Source organism: Streptomyces sp. 3211.6, assembly GCF_003634815.1.
Taxonomy (GTDB): domain Bacteria; phylum Actinomycetota; class Actinomycetes; order Streptomycetales; family Streptomycetaceae; genus Streptomyces; species Streptomyces katrae_A.
The window spans coordinates 1968408-1988430 of the sequence record NZ_RBXC01000001.1; the positions used below are offsets into that span (position 1 = coordinate 1968408).

The following is a 20023-nucleotide window of genomic DNA, read 5'->3' on the forward strand; positions in this document are numbered from 1 at the left end:
TCGCGCGGGCTAGCTTGGCCGGGCCAGGGAGGCCGCGGGCGGCGCCGGACCATACGGGGGGCGGCGCCGCGGCGGCCGGTTCCGCTGGTGCACCCCTGCCCCGCGCCCGAAGGAGATCCGCCCATGCGCGCACGCCGCCGCACCGCCGCCCGTATCGCCGCCGCCGGCCTGGCCCCGCTCGCGGTGGCCGCGTACGCGGCCGTTCCGGCGGCCGCCCACGGGTCGATGACGGACCCGGTCAGCCGGGTGGCGGCGTGCTACGCGGAAGGGCCGGAGGCGCCGAAGTCGGCGGCCTGCAGGGCGGCCGTCGCCGCGAGCGGCCCGCAGGCCTTCTACGACTGGAACGCGGTGAACATCGCGAACGCCGCCGGGAAGAGCCGGTCGCTGATCCCCGACGGGCAGCTGTGCTCGGCGGGCAACCCCAAGTACAAGGGGCTGGACCTGGCCCGCACCGACTGGCCGGCCACCCCCATGACGGCCGGGGCGCACACCTTCCGCTACAAGGGGACCGCCCCGCACAGGGGTTCGTTCGAGCTGTACGTGACGAAGGACGGCTACGACCCGTCGAAGCCGCTGAAGTGGTCCGACCTCGAAGCCGCGCCCTTCGCGAAGGCCACCGACCCGGCCATGCAGAACGGCGACTACGTGTTCGGCGGGGTCGTGCCGAAGAAGAGCGGCCGGCACCTGATCTTCAGCGTCTGGCAGCGGTCGGACAGCCCCGAGGCCTTCTACACCTGCTCGGACGTGGTCTTCGGCAAGGACGGCGGGAACGGGGCGGGCAGCGGCAGCGGCACCGGGGCCACGCCGGCCACGGGCGGGGCGGGCGCGTCCGCGCAGCCCTCGCGGCCCGCTCCCGTCGAGCCGCCCAAGGCACCGACGGACCGGCAGATCTCCGACGGCGCCGGCAAGTCCACCGTGGAGCACGGCGGCCACGGCGACGACGACCCGGAGACCAACGGCCGGGCGGCCGCCTCCCCGGCCGCGGCCGCGCCGGTCTCCGCCCCGTCCCCCTCTCCCCTCGGCGGCAAGGAGGGCAAGAACCTCGCGGAGACCGGCGGGAACGGCGCCACCCCGGCGCTCGCCCTCGCGGGTGCCGGGGTGGTGGCCGTGGGTGCGGCCGTGCTGTTCGCCGTGGCCCGCCGCCGGGCTACCGGGGCGCGCCGGAGCGTGCGGTAGGGGTCAGTCGAAGACCGAGGCGCACGTGGTCCGTTCCGCGTGCGCCGGGTCGAGGGCGTTGGCCGCCTCGTGCCAGGCGATCCGGTCGGTCAGGCCGATGGCCACGTGCTCCGAGAGGTCCAGGGCGCACAGGTCCTGCAGGACCACGTTGCGGACGCCCGGCCCGTCGAGGAAGGCGCTCCGGTACGGGGTGACCACCTCGTCGTACTTGGTCGCGATCACCGTGTAGGCCACCCCGGGGACGGTGTCCCCGCCCGCGTTCAGCTTCTGCTGGAAGGCGGACCCGGCGATCTGGTCGGCCAGGCCCGGGGTGGCGGTGCTGATCAGGTCGGCCGCCCCGGGGAAGTACGGGAGCAGCTGGGTGAGTCCGGACAGGGTGGTGCCGTGGTTGTCGGGGGCGAGACCGACGAGGGCGTTGACCTTGGCGGCGCCGCCCAGGAACTTCAGGTAGTAGCGCGGCATCATGCCGCCCTGGGAGTGGCCGACGAGGTCGGCCTTGGCGGCGCCGGTGGAGGCCAGCACCCTGTCGACGAAGGCGTCGAGCTGGCCGGCCGACTTGTCGATGGGGCCGAGCCCGTTGAAGAGGGGCACGCCGGGCAGCTGGCCGTAGTCGAGGGAGTAGACGCAGTAGCCGCGGTGGACCAGGTAGGGGGCGAACCCGAGCCAGTTGTCGACGGAGTTGCCGAAGGTGCCGTGGACGAGGACGACCGGGCGGGGATGTTCGGCCGAGGGCTTGCAGGACCAGTTGTTCCAGCCGCTGCTGGGTGCGGACGCCGCCTGCGCTGCGCCGGTGGGGGCGACGAGCGCGGCGGCGGCCAGGGTGAGGACGGCCAGCGGGCGGAGCAGGCGTCTCCAGGGCAGCATCGTGTGATCTCCTTGCGGGTCAAGGGGAATGGTGTGGGGGTTCCGTCCCGTGATCCGGATCACATGGGGGGAGCTGCTGCCGCTAAATTACGGGCGAGTAGCAAGACTTGGAAGTTACGCGGCGGTAAAAACTCGCGTGTCCAGCGTGCCTCCAGTACCGCGCGGGAAGGATGGACGCCCTGGACCACCCCCACCCCGAGGTGAGCGCCGCCATGCACGAGGCCCCTGGAACCGGTACCGCCCTGGCCACCCCGCCCGCGCTGGCGGCCGACCCGCTGGTCGCCGCCGTCACGGAGGCCGCCGTACGGGTCCTGCGGCCCGGGGCGGAGCGGACGGCGGCCGAGGGGGTGCCGCGCACGCACCTGGACGCGCTCGCCGCGTGCGGGGCGTACGGGCTGATCGGATACGAACCGGAGCCGCTTTCCGGCCTCACGTCCCGTCAGGTGGTCCGGGAGGTCCACGAGGTGCTGGCGGCGGTGGACCCGTCGACCTGGTTCGTGTGGACCCAGCACGTCCCGCTGGCCAGGGCCCTCGTCCAGGCCTCCGGCCCGGCGGGCACCGCCCTGCGCGAGAGCTGGCTGCCGGCCCTCGTGCGGGGGGAGCGGCGCCCGACGGCGGGCTACGCCTTCCTGCGCCGTCCGCGCCCGCCCGTCACGGCGGTGCGGGAGGCGGGCGGGTGGCGGCTGGCCGGGCGGATGCCGTGGGTGACGGGCTGGGGGGTCGCCGACTCCCTGTACGCCGGCGCCGTCACCGGCTCCGACGAGGCGGTCCTCGCCCTGGTCGACTGTGCCCCCGGCACCGGGGTGGAGGGGCTGAGCGCCGTCGAGGAGGCCCCGTTGTGGGCGATGGGCGGGACGCACACGGCCTCCGTCGAGCTGCGCGGGGTCCTCGTCCCCGACTCCCGGGTGCTCGGGGTGGTACCCCGGGCGGAGTGGATCCGGGCCTACGACCTGGAGAACGCCGACGCCCAGCCGGCCGTCTTCGGCCAGCTGCGCGCCACGGCGGACTTCCTGCTCCGCTCGGGCCCGTACGAGGAACTCGGCCTGCGCCTGGCCGAGAAGACCGCCCGGCTGCGCGCCGAGGCCTACGCCCTGCGCGACGAACTCCCGGCCGGCGAGGGGACCGGGGCCCGGCTGTCCCTGCGGGCCGCCGCCCTGGACCTGGCCGTGCGGTCGGCGGCGGCCTGCGTGGCGGTGGCCGGGGGCCGGGCCATCCAGTACGGGCACACCGCGGGCCGGCTCTCCCGCGAGGCCCAGTTCCACCTGATCCAGGCCCAGACCACCCCCCTTCGCACGGGAACGGCCCGGCTGATGCTGGGCGACCTCTGACCTCCGGTCCGGCCCCGGCCCAGGGTCCGGCCCACGGCCCCGCCGGGGCCTGGCCGAAGTCGGCACGGGCGAGTGAGCCGAAGGGGCGCGCCGTGCTCCCAGGCCCGAGCGCGCGGAGGAAACCGTGAGGACGAGCGGTTTTCGAGCACGGTCGGGCCTGGGAGCACGGCTGCAAGTGCCCCGGAGGCGAACCGAGCCCTAGAGAAGGAGCGCAGCCGGACGGACCGTGCCCGGGCCGAAGCGGGCGTTGGCGCGGTCGATGGCGGCTTCCACCGTGAGGCGGGCCTCGCGGACCGGGTCCAGGGAGAGCTGCCGGGTCACGCCCTCCGCCGCCGTGAGGTCCTCGGCGCGCAGCACCATGCCGGTCAGCCGGGCCCGTTGCAGGCCCGCCGCGTCCATCAGGCGGTACGCGAGGGTGCGCAGGTCCTCGTCGTGGGCGGAGGGCTCCGCCAGCCGGCGGGAGCGTTCCCACCGGGTGCCGCCCGCGAACTGCAGGGTCAGGCACAGGGACCGGGCGGCCTGGCGGCGGCCGCGCAGCTGTGCGCCGAGCCGGACCACCAGGCCGAGCAGGGCGGCGCGGGCGTGCGGGCCGTCCAGTTCCTGGCGGGCGAAGCCGGTCCGGACGGCGGCGGAGGAGGGCAGGCCGCGCGGGGTGACCGGGCGCGGGTCGATCCCGCGGGCGCGCTCCGCGACGAGCCGCCCGGCCCGTTTGCCGAGGATCCGTTCCAGGACCCCGGGCGGGACCTGGGTGAGCGCCCCGACGGTGTGCAGCCCGAACCCGCGCAGCGCCTCGGCCTGGCGGGAGCCGAGCCCGTACAGGGACTCCACCGGCAGGGGTGCGAGGAAGCCGGGCACCCGCTCCCCGGGCACGGCGAGGACCCCGCCGGGTCCGTCGATCCGGGCGGAGGCCATGGCCGCCACCGCCCAGGTGTCGGCGACGCCGATCCGTACGTCCGTCCCCAGCCGGGCCACCGCCCGCAGCCGGACCACCTCGGCGATGCGGGCGGCGTCGGCGCCGAAGTACCGCCGGGCGCCGCGCACCTGGACCAGCGCGGCGCGCGGCGGCAGGGCCTGGACCAGCGGGGAGAACTCGCGCAGCAGCTCCAGCACCTCGCGGTAGCCCTCCCCTGCCACGGCGGGGCCACAGCGGACGTGCAGCAGCCCGGGCCCGCCGGGGTCGGGGACGGGAGCGGGGACGGGGGCGGCCGTCGGGACCGGTGCCGTCGTCATCCCGCGCTCCCCGGGCTGGAGTGCCACAGCTTGCGGCCCGTCGCGGCGCGTTCGCCGGGCGGCTGGAGGTCGGCCCACGGGTTCATCTCGTAGCCGGTCGCCAGGTGGATGCGCCGGCCGCTGTCCCCGGGGCCCTCGGGCAGCGGCTGCGCCAGCCGTGCCGTGACCGCTTCCAGGCCCTCGTCCTCGCGCAGCCGGACCAGTTCCGCGAGGTCCCAGGCGGCCGCCCCGACCACGCTCAGACTCTGCGGCCCGCGGCGCTGCACGACGCCCCGCACCAGCAGCAGGAAGGAGTGGAAGACGGTGTGCGCGCAGGCCTCCTGGCTGTCGTCGAAGAAGGCCAGGTCGACCAGGCCGGTGCCGTCGTCCAGGGTGGTGAAGACGACCCGTCTGCCGGAGCGGATCGGCGGGGTCTGGGTGGCCGCCTTGGCGCCCGCGACGAGCACGGTCCGCCCGTGCGCGGTCTCCCGCAGGCGGCGCGCCGGGACCACGCCCAGTTCGGCGAGGAAGGCGTGGTGGCCGTCCATCAGGTGGCGGGAGGCGTCCATGCCGAGGACGCCGAGCTCGGTGCTGAGCCGCTCGGCCTCGGTCAGGTCGGGCAGGCCGACGGGGGCGGTGGACCGGCCGCCGCCCAGGGGCAGTTGTGCCCCGTCCTTCATCCCGGCGGCGCGCTGGGCGCCGTGCAGTTCCGTCAAGTGCAGGAGCAGGTCGCGGCGGTTGGCCCCGAAGGCGTCCAACGCGCCGACCTGCGCGAGCCGTTCGGCCACCGGGCGGCCGGGGTGGGCGCGGTCCCAGAAGTCGCGCAGGGAGGCGTACGGCTGTCCGGTCTCGATGCGCAGGGCCTCGGCCTCGCTGATGCCGTGGACGTCGGACAGGCCGAGCCGCAGCCCCCAGCGCCCGGGCCCCCGACGGCCCGACCCGTCGGACACCAGTTCGATGCGGTGGGTGACCGCCGAGTGGTTCACGTCCAGCGGCAGCACCGGCACGCCCCTGCGCCGGGCGTCCGCCAGCAGCAGCCGCTTGGGGTACATGCCGGGGTCGTGGGTGAGCAGCCCGGCGTAGAAGGCGGCCGGGTGGTGGGCCTTGAGCCAGGCCGACTGGTACGTGGGCACGGCGAAGGCCACCGCGTGCGCCTTGCAGAACCCGTAGCTGCCGAAGGCCTCGACGATCTCCCAGGTCCGGGCGACCGCCTCCGCCGGGTAGCCGCGCCCGGCCGCCGTCGCCGCGAACCAGGCCTTGATCCGGCCCTGGGACTGCGGGTCGGAGAGCCCGCGCCGCACCCGGTCGGCCTCGTCGCGGCCGCAGCCGGTCATGACGTGCACGATCTCGATGATCTGCTCGTGGAAGACCACCACTCCGTAGGTCTCGCGCAGTGCGTCGGCGAGGTCCGGGTGCGGGAAGCGGACGGGGGCGCGTCCGTGCCGTGCCTCGATGAAGGGGCGCACCATGTCGGCGGCGACCGGCCCGGGCCGGAAGAGGGAGATGTCGACGACCAGGTCGTGGAAGACGGCCGGCTGGAGCCGTCCGACCAGGTCGCGCTGGCCGGGGGACTCGATCTGGAAGCAGCCCAGCGTCTCGGCGGAGCGGATCAGCCCGTACGTCGCCGGGTCGTCCGGCGGCACCTGCGCGGGGTCGTCCAGGTCGAGCTCCTCCCCCGTGGCGCGCCGCAGTTCCGCGACGGCGTGGGCCATCGCGGACTGCATCCGCACGCCCAGCACGTCGAGTTTGAGCAGGCCGAGGTCCTCCACGTCCTCCTTGTCGAACTGGGACATGGGGAAGGGGGCACCTCCCTGGCCCGCAGGGCCGAGGGGGACCTCGCCGCTGGTGGGGACCACGGGGGTGCGCGCCAGGAGGGTGGCGTCGGAGAGCAGGACCCCGCAGGGGTGCATGGCGGTGCCGCGCGGCAGGGCGTCCAGGGCTTCGACGAGGTCCCACAGCCGGGCGTGCTCCTCCCCCTGCACGCCCTCGCGCACGCCGCGCAGCTCGGGCAGTTCGGCCAGGGCCGCGCGGGCGTCGCGGGCCCGGATGTGCGGGAAGGCCTTGGCGAGCCGGTCGACGGCGGCCGGGTCCATGGACAGTGCGGCACCGACGTCGCGGATGGCGTGGCGGACCCGGTAGGTCTCGGGCATGGCGACGGCGGCGACGCGTTCGGCGCCGAAGCGGGTGAGGATCCGGCGGTAGACCTCCAGGCGGCGGGCGGATTCCACGTCGATGTCGATGTCGGGCAGGACGCGGCGGCGCCGGGACAGGAAGCGCTCCATGAGCAGGCCGTTGGCGACGGGGTCGGCGTGCGCGATGCCGAGGAGGTGGTTGACGAGGGAGCCGGCGCCGGAGCCGCGGGCGGCCACCCGGATGCCCATCTCCCGTACGTCGTCCACGACCTGGGCGACCGTCAGGAAGTACGAGGCGTAGCCGTGGAAGGCGATGACGTCGAGCTCCTCGTGCATCCGGTCCCAGTAGGCGCGCTCGCCCGCGTAGCCGCGCAGCACCATGCCGGCACAGGCGCGGGAGGTGAGGACCCGCTGGGCGGTGCGGTGGGCGGCGCCGACGAGGCGGGGCTCGGGGAAGTGGACGGAGCCGAGGCCGAGGTCGTCCTCGGGGTCCACGGCGCAGGCCTCGGCGGTCTCACGGGTGCGGGCGAGGAGCCGGCGGGCGTCGGCGGGGCGCAGCCCGGCCGCCTGCGCGATCCGGTCGGCGGCGGCGGCCATGGCGGCGGAGTCCTTCAGCCAGCGCTCGCCGCTGTCGAGGGGGCCTCGGGGGTCGACGGGGACGAGCCGGCGGGCGGCGTCGAGGACGTCGGCGACGGGCCCCTGGCCGGCGTCGGCGTAGCGGACGGCGTTGGTCAGCACGGCCGGGACGCCCTGTTCGGCGGCGAAGCCGACGGTACGGGCGGCCAGGCGGAGCGAGCCGGGGCCGGTGCCGGGGCGGCCGTGGTGGACGGCCTCCAGGCGCAGGGCGTCGCCGTAGCGCTCCCGCCAGGGCGCGAGCAGCCGCGCGGCCCGGTCGGGGCGCCCGGCGGCCAGTGCCCGCCCCACCTCGGACCCCGGCCCGAGCAGCACGAACACCCCGCCGCCGCCCAGCGCCTCCCAGGGCACCCGGGCCTGCCCGGAGCCTCCGGCGGGGTGCCCGGCCCAGCCGGTCCCGTCGACGGCGGCGAGCCCGGCTCCGGCCGGGGCGGGGGCGTGTGCGGTGGTGACCAGGCGGCACAGTTCCGCCCAGCCGGCGGCCCCGTCGCGGGCCAGGAAGAGCGCGCGCGGGGCGGACTCGTCCACGAAGGCGCCGCCCCTGACGGGCACGCGCCGGCGGTACGAGGCCTCGGCCCCGCCCGCCCGGCCGCCCGCACCGGCACCGGCGGGCAGGCCGGACCCGGCGAGCGGCCCCGCAGGGGACACGGCCAGGTCCACCCCGAACAGCGGCCGGATCCCGGCCGTCGCGGCGGCCTTCGCGAAGCGGACCGCGCCCGCGAGGGTGTCGCGGTCGGTCAGGGCGAGGGCGTCCATGCCCCGCTCGGCGGCGCGTTCCGCCAGCCGCTGCGGGTGCGAGGCGCCGTAGCGCACGGAGAACCCCGAAACGGTGTGCAGATGCGTGAACCCGGGCACCCGCGGCCCTCCTGCTTCCCTCGTCCTTCTTGCCTCCCCCTTCTCCCTCCACCATAGAGCAATTCGAATACCCGTGCGAAACACTTGTTCGATCATCCATTCGGCCCGCCCCTGCTGCGCCCGGTCCCCGGCGCGCGGAGCGTGGGGACATGACCCAGCCCACCCCCCGCACCGACACCGACGCGGCCGCCTCCGGCGGGTTCCTCGCCGAGATCAAGGACGCCGTGACCACCCGGGCCGCCGTGCTGGTCCTGGGGGTGCTGGCCCTCCAGCTCGCCTTCATCACCTCGTACATCGGGGCCTTCCACCACCCGCGGCCCCGCGAGATCCCCCTCGCGGTGGCCGCCCCCGCGCAGCCGCTCGCCGCCCGGACCGCGGAGCGGCTCGCCGCCCTGCCCGGCAAGCCGCTCGACCCGCGGGCGGTCGCGGACGAGGCGACGGCACTCGCCCGGATCCGGAACCGGGAGGCGGACGGCGCGCTGATCGTCGACCCGGCCCGCCCGGACGACCGGCTGCTGGTGGCGAGCGGCGCCGGGGCCTCCCTCTCCCAGGCCCTGGAGCAGGTAATCGGCCTGGCCGAGAAGTCCCAGGGCCGCGAGCTGGCCGTCGTGGACGTGGCCCCCGCCGACCAGGGCGACAGCCGCGGCCTGAGCTCCTTCTACCTGGTGGTCGGCTGGTGCGTGGGCGGCTACCTGTGCGCCGCGATCCTCGCCATCAGCGCCGGCGCCCGGCCCGCGAACGTCCACCGCGCCGTCATCCGGCTCGGCGCGCTGCTGCTGTACGCGATCGCCGCCGGGCTGCTCGGCGCGGTCATCGCGGGCCCGGTGCTGGGCGCCCTGCCCGGCCCGGTCCCGGCCCTGTGGGGGCTCGGCACCCTGGTGGTCTTCGCGGTCGGCGCGCTCACCCTGGCCCTCCAGGGGCTGGCGGGGGTGGTCGGCATCGGCCTGGCGATCCTGCTGGTCGTGGTCTTCGGCAACCCCAGCGCGGGCGGCGCCTACCCGTACCCGCTGCTGCCGCCGTTCTGGCGGGCGATCGGCCCGGCCATGCCGCCGGGCGCCGGCACGTACGCGGCGCGTTCCCTCGCCTACTTCCGGGGCAACGGCGCGGCCGGCCCGATGCTGGTCCTGTCCGCCTGGGCGGTGGCCGGGGCCGCCGTCACCCTGGCCTGCGCGGTCGTCCGCCGCGGCCGGCCGGGGGCCGCGGTGGGCAGCGGCCCGTCCTAAGGGCTGTCCGAACCCTCAGGACCGGCCGTCGCGCCCTATCGCTTCGCCCTCCCCGGGAGCACAATCACCCTGACTGCTCGTGCCTGACGTGAGGGAGGGAGCGCGTGCGCGAAGAGGTGCGCACCGCTGACGGACGCGTCCTGACGGCGGAACACTGGGGCGACCCGGACGGCAAACCCGTATTCCTGCTCCACGGCATGCCCGGCAGCCGGCTCGGCCCGGCCCCCCGGGGCATGGTCCTCTACCAGCGGCGGGTGCGGCTCATCGCCTACGACCGGCCCGGCTACGGCGGCTCCGACCGCCATCCGGGGCGCACGGTGGCCGACGTGGCCCAGGACGTGGCCGCCGTCGCCGACGCCCTCGGCGTGGACACCTTCGCCGTGGCCGGCCGCTCGGGCGGCGCCCCCGGAGCCCTGGCCTGCGCCGCGCTGCTGCCGGAGCGGGTGACGCGGACGGCGGCCCTGGTCCCGATCGCGCCCCGGGACGCGGAGGACCTGGACTGGTTCGCCGGGATGGCCGCCTCGAACGTCCGGGAGTACACCACCGCCGCCGCCGACCCCGAGGAGCTCACGGCCCGGCTGATCCCGCGCGCCAGCGGTATCGCGCGGGACCCCGGGCGGCTGCTGGACGAGCTGCGCCGGGAGCTGACCGCCAGCGACCGGATGATCGTCTCGGACGCGGGCCTGCGGTCGATGCTGCTGCGCAACTACCGTGAGGGGGTGCGCACTTCGGCGTACGGGTGGATCGACGACATGCTCGCCGCCAGCAGCCCGTGGGGGTTCGACCCCGCCGACATCCGCTGCCCCGTGCTGATCTGGCACGGGGAGCTCGACGTGTTCTCCCCCGTGGGCCACGCCCGCTGGCTGGGCCGCCGCATCCCCGGCGCCACCACCACCATCGACCCGGACGCCGCGCACTTCGCGGCCCTGCGCGCGCTGCCCCACGTCCTCACCTGGCTGCTGCGCGAACTGCCCGCCCCCTCCGTGGAGGAACAGCAGCCGGCCTGAGGGCCTACGGCGTGTCCCGTGCCGCCCCGGCGAGCAGGCCCAGCACCTCGGCCAGGCGGGCGCGGACGGCGGGGTCGGTGACGGTCCCGTCGGCGCCGACCGTCCCCCGGTCCACCGGGATCCGTACGCAGGCGGCGTCGACGACGGCCGCGCCGGTGTAGCCGAGGACCGTGCGCAGCGTGGCCTCGGCGCCTCCGCCCCGGCCCGGGGCTGCCGCGTTCACCCAGGCCACGGGCTTGCCGGAGATCTCGCTGCCGCCCACCGTCCAGTCGAGGAGGTTCTTGAACGAGCCCGGCAGGGTGCCCGCGTACTCCGGGGCGCAGACCAGCAGCGCCGCCGCCCCGGCGATCGCCCCGCGCAGCGCGGCCACGGGGGCGGGCAGCGGGTCGGTGTCCTCGTCGGGGTTGAAGTGCGGGAGGTCCCCGAGGCCTTCGTAGCGCACGGCGGTCACGGACGCGGGCGCCCCGGCGGCGGACTGCGCGGCCACGGATTCGGCGGTGCGCAGCACGGCTTCGTTGACCGAGCCGGCGCGCAGGCTCCCGGAGAGGAGCAGGATGACGGGAAGTGCGGGTGACGTGGGCATCCGCCCACGCTACCGACCGGATCCGGGCACCCGCCCGGCACCCTCGGAGAACTGGATCTTGCCGTGCGGCGAACGGCCGAATACGGCACCTCGATTATTCCCCCACTCTTTCTATAGAACGCTTGACCAGGCGTCATGTCTCGGTTGCCAATGGGGTGCGGACGAGTAAAGTCCGAGCCAGACGCCGGCGGCGCGCCGGAGTCATTCCCTCCCATTCCCTACGGCCTCCCCGAGGACGGTGCCATGAACACTTCCGCCACCCCGCCGACCGGCGCGGACAAGGACCGCCGGGTCCCGCTCGACAAGATCGACGTCCGCAGTGCGCCCGTCGCCGCGGCCCTCGGCCGGGTACTGCCGTCGGAATCCGGCCGTCACGCGCAGGCACCGATCTTCAACTCTGCGCTCTGACAATGCAGTACGCGCTCTAGACTGGTGGAATGACCGGCCTGATCGCATTTCGCGAGATCGTCCTGAAGGTGCACAGCAGATGCGATCTTGCATGTGATCATTGCTATGTCTACGAACACGCTGATCAGAGCTGGCGAGCCCGGCCGAAAGTGATCTCCCCCGGGGTCATTTCCCGGACCGCGTCGCGGCTCGCCGAACATGCCCGTGACCATGCACTCCCCTCCGTCACGGTGATCTTCCACGGAGGGGAACCCCTGCTGGCGGGCCCGGACCGACTCCGCCTCGCCTGCGAGGAGTTCACCCGCGCGCTCGCCGGGACGGCCGCCCTCGACCTGCGGATCCACACCAACGGGCTTCAGCTGAGCCGCCGTTACCTGGACCTCTTCGCCGAGTACGACGTCCGGGTCGGCATCTCCCTCGACGGGGACCGCGCGGCCAACGACCGCCACCGGCGCTTCGCCGACGGCCGCTCCAGCCACCCGCTGGTCCTGGCGGCGCTCGCCCTGCTGCGCTCGGAGCCCTACCGCCACCTCTACCAGGGCCTGTTGTGCACCGTGGACGTGGCCAACGACCCGGTCGCCGTCCTGGACGCCCTGGTCGCGCTGGAGCCGCCCCGGGTGGACTTCCTGCTCCCCCACGCCACCTGGCAGACCCCGCCGCCCCGGCCCGGCGGTGCGCCGGACGCGTACGCCCGCTGGCTGCTGCGGGCCTTCGACCGCTGGGAGCAGCTGGGACGGCCGGTGCCCGTCCGGCTCTTCGAGTCCCTGCTGTCCACCCTGCGCGGCGGACCGAGCCTGACGGAGTCCCTGGGGCTGGCCCCGACCGACCTGGTCGTCGTCGAGACCGACGGGACGCTGGAGCAGGTCGACTCCCTCAAGAGCGCCTTCGAGGGGGCCGCCGCCACCGGGTTCAACGTCTTCGACCACCCCTTCGACCTGGTGGCGGCCCACCCGGGCGTGCGGGCCCGGCAGCTGGGGCTCGCGGGCGTCAGCGCCACGTGCCGGCGGTGCCCTGTCGTACGTTCGTGCGGCGGCGGGCTCTACACCCACCGCTACCGGGAGGACGGCGCCGGCGGCGCGGGCTTCGACAACCCCTCGGTCTACTGCTCCGACCTGCGGGAACTGGTGGAGGGCGTGGAGGGCCGGACGGCCGCCCGGGCGACCGCGCCGGAACTGGCCGACCCGGCCGAGCTCGCCCGTTCCCAGGAGGAGCTGACCCGCGCGCTGCTGGCCCGGCTGCACGGCGAGCTGGCCGCCGACGCGGACTGGGCGCGGGCCTGGGAGCTGCTGACCGGGGTCGAGGGGGCGGACCCGGACGCGCTGGACGCCGTACTGGGCCACCCGTTCACCCGGACCTGGGTGCTGGAGGCCCTGGACGCCGCCCGCGAGGGCCGTCTGGACGCCCCGGGCGCCGCCCGCAGGCTGGCCGCGCTGGCGGCGGCCGCCGTACTGCGCGGGGGGCTGGAGCCGGCGGCCGAGGTGGCGTACCGGGACGGCGAGGTGTACCTCCCCACGCTGGGCCTGCTGCGGCTCGGGGAGCCCGGTACGCAGGGCCGGGCCGCGCTGCACGCCACCGGCGAGGGTTACGCGGTGGTCCGGGCGGGCCGCACCGAGCACCGCTTCGGCCCGGCGGCGGGCGACGCCCGCTGGCTGCCCGTACGGACCTGGCGGCCGGGGCCGCAGCAGCAGCCGGTGGCACTGGAGGACCTGGACCCGTACCGCAACTGCTTCGCCCGCCCGCCCCGGCTGCGGCTCGGCGCCGGCGAGGCCGACGCGTGGCGGCGCCGGCTCGACGCGGCCTGGGCGTTGCTGCACCGCACCGTCCCCGAGTTCGCCCGGGCGGCCGCCGCCGGACTGAGCACCCTGACCCCCCTCGCCGGCGGCCCCCGGGCGCAGGGCTGGGGCGAGGCCGGGCGGCACGGGCCGGGCGCGCTCGGGGTGCCGTACGCGGCCGGGGTGCGGGAGACCGCGCTGGCCCTGCTGACCGGGCGGCGGCGGGCCCGGCTGCGGGCGCTGACCGAGGTGGCCGACCTGTACGCGCTGGACGGGGCCTGGCAGCACCCGTCCCCCTGGCGGACCCGGCCGGTGCCGGTGTCGCGGCTGCTGGCCGACGTGCACGAGCGGGTGGCGGTGGAGGCGTACCGGCGGGCCACGACCACCCAGGAGCCGGGCGGACTGGACCGGATCCACCGGGCCCTGGACCAGCTGGCGGAGGCGGCCGAGCTGACGGTGACCGGCAAGCGGCTGGTGGAGGAACTGCGCTGGGAACTGAAGGCGGTGGACGCATGACCTCCCCGCCGCGCATGACCTCCCCGCGGCGCGAGAACTCCCCGCCGCGCGGGAACTCCGCGCCCCGGGTGCCGCGTTCCTTATCCGAGCCCGCGCCCCCGGGCGCCCTCGCCCTGGCCGTCCAGCTGCGGCTGCTCGGCGTGCGCCCCGGACGGCGGCTGCTGGTGCACGCGGCGCTCGGCGGCACCGGTCTGCACCCGCAGACGCTGCGCGAGGCCCTGACCGGGGTGCTGGGACCCCAGGGCACCCTGGTGGTCCCGGCCTTCACCGCGGAGAACTCCCTCACCTCCTCCGCCCACCTGGCCCGGATCTCCGGGCTCGACGCGGACGAGGTGGCCGCCTTCCGCGCGCGGATGCCCGCCTTCGACCCGCAGCGCACCCCGAGCCAGGGCATGGGCGCCTTCGCCGAGGCGGTCCGTACCGCGCCGGGCGCCGCCCGCAGCGGCCATCCGCAGACCTCCTTCGCCGCGCTCGGCGCGGACGCGCACCGGATCTGCGCGGAACACCGGCTGGAATGCCATCTGGGCGAGGATTCCCCGCTGGGAAAACTGTGCTGGGAGGGGGGACAGGTTCTCATGATCAATGTGGGATTCGCGTCCTGCACCGCTTTCCACCTCGCGGAGTACCGAATTCCGAAGCCCCCCTTGCGCATGTACGACTGTGTGGTGAAGGTGAACCTTCCGGGCGGACGGCGGGGGAAGGGGCACGAGGGGGAGTGGACCAGGTACGAGGACGTCGCCCTGGACGACAGTGATTTCACGGAGATCGGCCGGGCATTCCCGGATTCGCTCCTGCGCCGGGGAAAGGTGGGCGCGGCGCCCGCCGTCCTCTTCTCGATCACGGACGCGGTCGATCACGCCCAGACCTGGATGACCGAAAACAGACGCTGATTGACTGAACGAGGAGGGGATGTGGCGAGGGAGCTCCGGAATGATGTTCCTTCGCTCGCATCTTCGGGACGGGGGTCGTGTGCCCGCATCAGTGCAGCCGTATTTTTTTCTCAGTTACGCGCATACACCGAGGTTCGGGCCGGGAGGACCCGACCCGGACATGTGGGTGGAGCGGCTCTTCCGTGATCTCTGCAACCACATCATGGCGCTGACCAGCCTGCCCGCCGGCTCCGAGGTCGGCTTCATGGACCGCGAGATACGCAACGGCGAGGGCTGGTCGGAACGGCTCGGGGCGGCGCTCGCCACCTGCCGGGTCTTCGTCCCCCTGTTCTCGCCGCGCTACTTCGCCAGCCAGATGTGCGGGAAGGAGTGGTTCGCCTTCGCCCAGCGGGCCATCCAGGTGGGCGCCGCCAGCGACGAGAAGACCGAGGCCATCGTCCCCGCCCTGTGGGTTCCGGTGCCGCCCTCCCAGCTCCCCCTGCCCGCAGAGCGGTTGCAGTTCAACCACAGCACCTTCGGCGAGCGCTACGTGACCGACGGGCTGTACGGGCTGATCAAACTCCGGGGCTACGCGGAACAGTACGAGCACGCCGTGTACGAACTGGCCCGCCATATCGTCGGCGTGGCCGAGACCGTGCGCCTCAAGCCGGTCCGCCCGCTGGACTACCGGGTGGTGCCCAGCGCCTTCGGCCCGGCCGGAGGCCGCCACGGCAGCCCCTCCGCCCGCACCCTCCACGTGACGGTGGCCGCCGCCTCCCGGCACGACCTGCCGGAGGGCCGCAGCCCCGAGTACTACGGGGAGAACGCCCTGGAGTGGAACCCGTACCACCCCGCCTCCCGGCGGCCGGTCGCGTACGTGGCCGAGGAGCTGGTCAAGAACCTCAACTACCAGACCACACTGGCCTCCTTCGACGACGAGGCCGGCCACTTCGACAGCAAACAGCCGCCCACCCGGCCGGAGATCCTGATCGTCGACCGCTGGGCGGTGGAGGACGAGCACCGCCGCCAGCGCCTGGCCGCCTTCGACCAGGAGCACCGCCCGTGGATCAACGTGGTGGTGCCGTGGAACCGCTACGACCACCAGAGCCGGGCCAAGGAGGAGGAACTGGCCGGCCGGCTGGAGGAGACCCTGCCGGTCAAGATGAGCCAGGGCCGGGCCGCCTGCCGGGCCGCCGCCAACGGCGTGGCCAGCCTGGAGACGCTCGGGCAGATCCTCCCGCAGGTGGTCGAGGCGGCCGCCCAGCAGTTCCTCAGACGCGCCCAGGCGTACCCGCCGGCCGGGCACACCCCCACCGAACGCCGGCGCCTGGTCGGGCCGATGGGGATGAGCGACCCGACGCCGGCCCCCTTCCCGCCCACCGCGCACCCGTACGGGCCCGAGGGGAACGACACAGCCGACGACAGCACCGACACCGACCGGGGGGACGCGGATGACAGCCAGTCGTGACAGCCGAGACGGACGCATCGTCACCTTCTACTCGTACAAGGGCGGGACCGGCCGCACGATGGCGCTGGCCAACACCGCCTGGATCCTCGCCTCCAACGGCAAGCGGGTGCTCGCCGTGGACTGGGACCTGGAGGCCCCCGGCCTGCACCGCTTCTTCCACCCCTTCCTGGACCCCTCCACGCTCGGGGCCACCACCGGGGTCATCGACCTGATCAGCGAGTACGCGTGGGCCGCCACCAGCCCGGTGCAGCGGGCCGCCGACTGGCACAAGGACTACGCCCGGATAGAACCGCACGCCGTCTCGCTCAGCCCGGAGAACCTGGGCTGGGACTTCCCCGACGGCGGCACCCTCGACTTCGTGTCGGCGGGCCGGCAGAACCGCGAGTACTCGGCGACCGTCTCCACCTTCGACTGGGACAACTTCTACGACCGGCTCGGCGGCGGCCTCTTCTTCGACGCCCTGCGGGCCGACATGAAGCGCAACTACGACTACGTCCTGATCGACAGCCGCACCGGCCTGTCCGACATCGCCGACATCTGCACCGTCCACCTCCCCGACGTCCTGGTCGACTGCTTCACCCTCTCCGACCAGTCCATCGACGGCGCCGCCTCCGTCGCCCGGCAGATCGACGAGCGGTTCAACGACCGCGGGATCAGGATCTACCCCGTGCCGATGCGCATCGACGAGGGCGAGAAGGAGAAGGCCGACGCGGGCCGGGCCCTGGCCCGGATCAAGTTCGACCGGTTCCCCGGCGGGCTCGTGGGGGACGAGCTGACCGCCTACTGGGGCGCGGTGGAGATCCCCTACCGCCCGTACTACGCCTACGAGGAGACCCTGGCCACCTTCGGCGACGAGGCGGGGCTCACCAACTCGCTGCTCTCCGCCTTCGAGCGGCTGACGGCGGTGGTGACCGAGGGCGAGGTCACCTCCATGCCGGTGATCGCCGAGGAGGTCCGGCTGCGGATCCGGGACGCCTTCACCCGGCGCCGTCCGGCCCTGCCCGCCGACCTGTTCCTCTCCTACGTCGCCGAGAACCGGATGTGGGCCGACTGGATCGAGTCGGTGCTCACCCGGGCCGGCTTCCGGGTCGTGCCCAAGGACGTCTCCGCCGAGCGCCCGCCGGCCCCCGAGGGGGGCGGCAGCGGCGGCACCCTGGGCGGCGGGACGGGCATCAGCCTCGACACCGCCGGCCGCACGGTGGTGCTGCTCTCCAGCGCCTACCTCAAGTCGGCCCGGGCCGTGGACGTGTGGAACCGGGCCGCCGCCGAGGACCCCACCGGGGGACGGCGCCACCTGGTGCCGCTGCGCGTGGGCGACGTGCGCCTGGCCACGCCCTACATCGACCGCAACCCGGTGGACCTGTTCCGCCTCGACGAGGTGCACGCCACCGCCGCCCTGCTGCGCGCGGTGGAGCGGCCGGCGGCCCTCGCCGACACCGTCGCCGGCGCCTCCCAGCCCGGCCCCCGCTTCCCGGGGACCGTCCCCAAGATCTGGAACGCACCGCCCCGCAACCCCGGGTTCACCGGCCGCAGCATCGTGCTGGAGCGGATGCGCGACCAGCTGGGCGGCGGCATGGCCGTGGTGCTGCCGCAGCCGCAGACCCTGTACGGGCTCGGCGGCGTCGGCAAGACGCAGGTGGCCCTGGAGTACGTGCACCGGTTCATGGCCGACTACGACCTGGTGTGGTGGATCTCCTCGGAGCAGACCGACGACGTGGTCGCGGCCCTCGCCGAACTCGCCGTACGCCTGGGCGCGCAGACCGGCGAGGACATGGCGGCCGCCTCCCAGGAGGCCATCGACCTGCTGCGCCGGGGCGTGCCGACCTCGCGCTGGCTGCTGGTCTTCGACAACGCCGACGACCCCGAGACGCTCAAGCGGTTCTTCCCGCCGGGCGGTCCGGGGCACGTGCTGGTGACCTCCCGCAACCAGTCCTGGTCCCAGTACGGGGACGCGCTGCCGGTGGACGTGTTCCTGCGCGAGGAGTCCGTCGAGCACCTCCAGCGGCGGGCGCCCGGACTCACCAAGGAGGACGCCGAGCAGGTGGCCGACGCGGTGGGCGACCTGCCGCTGGCCGTCGAGCAGGCCGGGGCCTGGATCGCGGAGACGGCCACCCCGGTCTCCGCGTACCTGGAGCAGCTGGCCGAGCAGACCGCACGGGTGCTGGGCCTGAACCAGCCGGCCGGGTACCCGCAGCCGGTGGCCGCGACCTGGAACGTGTCCATAGAGCGGCTCCAGTCCCGCTCCCCCGCCGCCGTGCGCCTGCTCCAGCTGTGCGCCTTCTTCGCGCCCGAGCCGATCTCCGCGAACCTGCTCTACAGCAAGGAGATGATCGACGCGCTCAAGCCGTACGACGCCTCCCTCCAGGAGAAGCTGGTGCTGGGCCGGGTGATCCGGGAGATCGGCCGGTTCGCGATGGCCAAGGTCGACCAGGTCGGCAACAGCATCCAGGTGCACCGGCTGGTCCAGGCCGTGATCCGGGCGCAGCTGTCGGAGGAGGAGCAGCGCGAGGCCCGGCACGCGGTGCACCGGATCCTGGCGGGGGCGCGCCCGGACGACGACGAGCCGATAGACAACCCGGCGACCTGGCCGAAGTTCAACACGATCTGGCCGCACCTGAGCCCGTCGGAGGCGCGGTTCTGCAAGGAGCCGGAGACCCGCCGGCTGCTGATCGACCGGGTCCGCTACCTGTGGAAGCGCGGTGACTTCAAGGCCGCGTACACCCTGGGCGAGGAGCTGCGCGAGGCGTGGCGGGAGATGCTCGGCAGCGACGACCTCCAGTACCTGTACCTGCGCTTCCACCTGTCGAACATCCTGCGCTCGCAGGGCCGGTTCGTGGAGGCCAAGGAGCTGGACGAGGTGACGCTGGAGCGGCAGCGGGCGGCGCTGGGCCCCTCGCACCCGCACACGTACATGACCACCAGCGGTCTGGCGATGGACCTGGGTGCGCTCGGCCGGTACGGCGAGGCGATGGAGCTGGCGACGGCGGCGCACGAGGGCTTCGGGCAGATCTTCCACGAGGCGCACCCGCGCACCCTGGCCGCGGCGAACAACCTGGCGCTGAACCTGCGCATGGTGGGGCAGTACGCCCGGGCCAGGGAGATCGACCAGGAGGTCTTCGACCGGCGCACGGAGGTGCTCGGCCCGGACCACCCGTACACCCTGTCCTCGGCGCAGAACCTGGCCCGGGACCTGCGCGAGGTGGGCCGGTACGAGGATTCGGTGCAGCTGCTGGGGCGGACGTACGACATCTACAAGCGGACGCTGGGCCGGGCCTTCCCGGGCACCCTGTCGGCGGCGAAGAACCTGGCGGTGTCGCTGCGGCGGGCCGGGGAGCTGGAGGACGCGCTGCGGCTGACGACGGCGACCCGCAACCGGTACCGGGCCAAGTACACCTCGGTCAACCCCGACCTGCTGGCCTGCGAACTGAACCTGGCCTCGGACTTGTTCGCGACCGGTGATCCGGGCGCGGCACGGGACCTGGCGCAGGAGGTGGTGGACGAGTACATGAAGGTGCCGGGCGAGAAGCACCCGTACACCCTGGCCGCGCTGAACAACCTGGCGGTCTTCCACTGGGGGGCGGGCGCGGCGGAGACGGCGGAGCCGCTGCTGCGGCAGACGATCCTCAGCATGCGCGAGGTGCTGGGCGACGACCACCCGCACACCATCTTCGCGCACCTGAACCTGGCCAACGCCCGGGCGGACCTCGGTGATCCGGAGGGCGCCCTGGAGCTGGAGCGGGGGGCGGTGGCGCGGCTGCGGGCGGCGCTCGGGGCGCACCACCCGGAGACCCTGGCGCTCTCGTCGAACATGGCGGTGAGCCTGGACATGACGGGCCGCAAGGAGGAGGCGGCACGGGTGCGGGCGGAGGCGGTGTCCGAGCTGGCGCGGCTGCTCGGGGAGGACCACGGTCTGACCCGGTACGCGCGTGACGAGCGGCGGGTCCACCGGGACCTGGAGCCGCTGGCGGTGTGATCCGACG

At 74.7% G+C, this 20023-nt stretch carries 13 protein-coding genes; 9 read left to right on the top strand and 4 right to left on the bottom strand.

All coding sequences use genetic code 11. From position 1 onward, the window contains the following. Nucleotides 1-123: 123 nt before the first annotated feature. The gene (locus BX286_RS09215) at nucleotides 124-1176 is read left to right on the top strand and encodes a lytic polysaccharide monooxygenase (protein ID WP_079425418.1); all 1053 of its coding nucleotides are present in this window, start codon (nucleotides 124-126) and stop codon (nucleotides 1174-1176) included. Nucleotides 1177-1179: 3 nt separating this feature from the next. Here the strand turns inward: BX286_RS09215 and BX286_RS09220 are convergent, their stop codons facing one another. After that, the gene (locus tag BX286_RS09220; RefSeq protein ID WP_079425420.1) at nucleotides 1180-2040 is read right to left on the bottom strand and encodes a triacylglycerol lipase; all 861 of its coding nucleotides are present in this window, start codon (nucleotides 2038-2040) and stop codon (nucleotides 1180-1182) included. Nucleotides 2041-2210: 170 nt separating this feature from the next. On the opposite strand from BX286_RS09220, the gene BX286_RS09225 reads away from it, so the two are divergent. Beyond that, nucleotides 2211-3368 carry an acyl-CoA dehydrogenase family protein gene (locus BX286_RS09225; protein ID WP_121014824.1) on the top strand — a complete coding sequence of 386 codons (1158 nt, stop codon included), beginning with the start codon at nucleotides 2211-2213 and terminating at the stop codon, nucleotides 3366-3368. A gap of 198 nt (nucleotides 3369-3566) precedes the next feature. Here the strand turns inward: BX286_RS09225 and BX286_RS09230 are convergent, their stop codons facing one another. Both BX286_RS09230 and BX286_RS09235 read right to left on the bottom strand, forming a co-directional pair. Then, on the bottom strand, nucleotides 3567-4598 hold the full coding sequence (locus BX286_RS09230; RefSeq protein ID WP_107438238.1) for a hypothetical protein: 1032 nt from the start codon (nucleotides 4596-4598) through the stop codon (nucleotides 3567-3569). Further along, nucleotides 4595-8197 carry a DNA polymerase III subunit alpha gene (locus tag BX286_RS09235; protein ID WP_121014825.1) on the bottom strand — a complete coding sequence of 1201 codons (3603 nt, stop codon included), beginning with the start codon at nucleotides 8195-8197 and terminating at the stop codon, nucleotides 4595-4597. The genes BX286_RS09230 and BX286_RS09235 overlap by 4 nt, the downstream gene beginning before the upstream one ends. Before the next feature lie 149 nt (nucleotides 8198-8346). Between BX286_RS09235 and BX286_RS09240 the strand changes: the two genes are divergently transcribed. Then, complete coding sequence (locus BX286_RS09240) at nucleotides 8347-9420, top strand: DUF3533 domain-containing protein (RefSeq protein ID WP_121014826.1); 1074 nt, start codon at nucleotides 8347-8349, stop codon at nucleotides 9418-9420. A 104-nt stretch (nucleotides 9421-9524) separates the two neighbouring features. Further along, nucleotides 9525-10427: an alpha/beta fold hydrolase gene (locus BX286_RS09245; protein WP_079425435.1), complete on the top strand. Its 903-nt coding sequence runs from the start codon at nucleotides 9525-9527 to the stop codon at nucleotides 10425-10427. Between the two features lie 4 nt (nucleotides 10428-10431). Here BX286_RS09245 and BX286_RS09250 read toward each other — a convergent pair whose 3' ends face one another. After that, entirely contained in the window at nucleotides 10432-11010 is a 579-nt protein-coding gene (locus BX286_RS09250) for an NADPH-dependent FMN reductase (protein ID WP_121014827.1), read from the bottom strand. 243 nt (nucleotides 11011-11253) lie between these two features. Here BX286_RS09250 and BX286_RS09255 point away from each other — a divergent pair, with 243 nt between their 5' ends. Genes BX286_RS09255 through fxsT form a run of 5 tightly spaced genes read left to right on the top strand, consistent with a single transcriptional unit; the run spans nucleotide 11254 to nucleotide 20016 of the window. Then, entirely contained in the window at nucleotides 11254-11418 is a 165-nt protein-coding gene (locus BX286_RS09255; protein WP_100863911.1) for an FXSXX-COOH protein, read from the top strand. A gap of 29 nt (nucleotides 11419-11447) precedes the next feature. After that, on the top strand, nucleotides 11448-13706 hold the full coding sequence (fxsBH, locus tag BX286_RS09260) for a radical SAM/SPASM protein FxsBH, inactivated beta-hydroxylase extension form (protein WP_185117258.1): 2259 nt from the start codon (nucleotides 11448-11450) through the stop codon (nucleotides 13704-13706). Then, nucleotides 13703-14596: an aminoglycoside N(3)-acetyltransferase gene (locus BX286_RS09265; protein WP_261993388.1), complete on the top strand. Its 894-nt coding sequence runs from the start codon at nucleotides 13703-13705 to the stop codon at nucleotides 14594-14596. Before fxsBH ends, BX286_RS09265 begins: the two co-directional genes overlap by 4 nt. 43 nt (nucleotides 14597-14639) lie before the next feature. Further along, nucleotides 14640-16043: a TIR-like protein FxsC gene (locus BX286_RS09270; RefSeq protein ID WP_187344276.1), complete on the top strand. Its 1404-nt coding sequence runs from the start codon at nucleotides 14640-14642 to the stop codon at nucleotides 16041-16043. Beyond that, on the top strand, nucleotides 16027-20016 hold the full coding sequence (gene fxsT, locus BX286_RS09275) for an FxSxx-COOH system tetratricopeptide repeat protein (RefSeq protein ID WP_121014829.1): 3990 nt from the start codon (nucleotides 16027-16029) through the stop codon (nucleotides 20014-20016). The genes BX286_RS09270 and fxsT overlap by 17 nt, the downstream gene beginning before the upstream one ends. The last annotated feature ends 7 nt before the right edge of the window (nucleotides 20017-20023 follow it).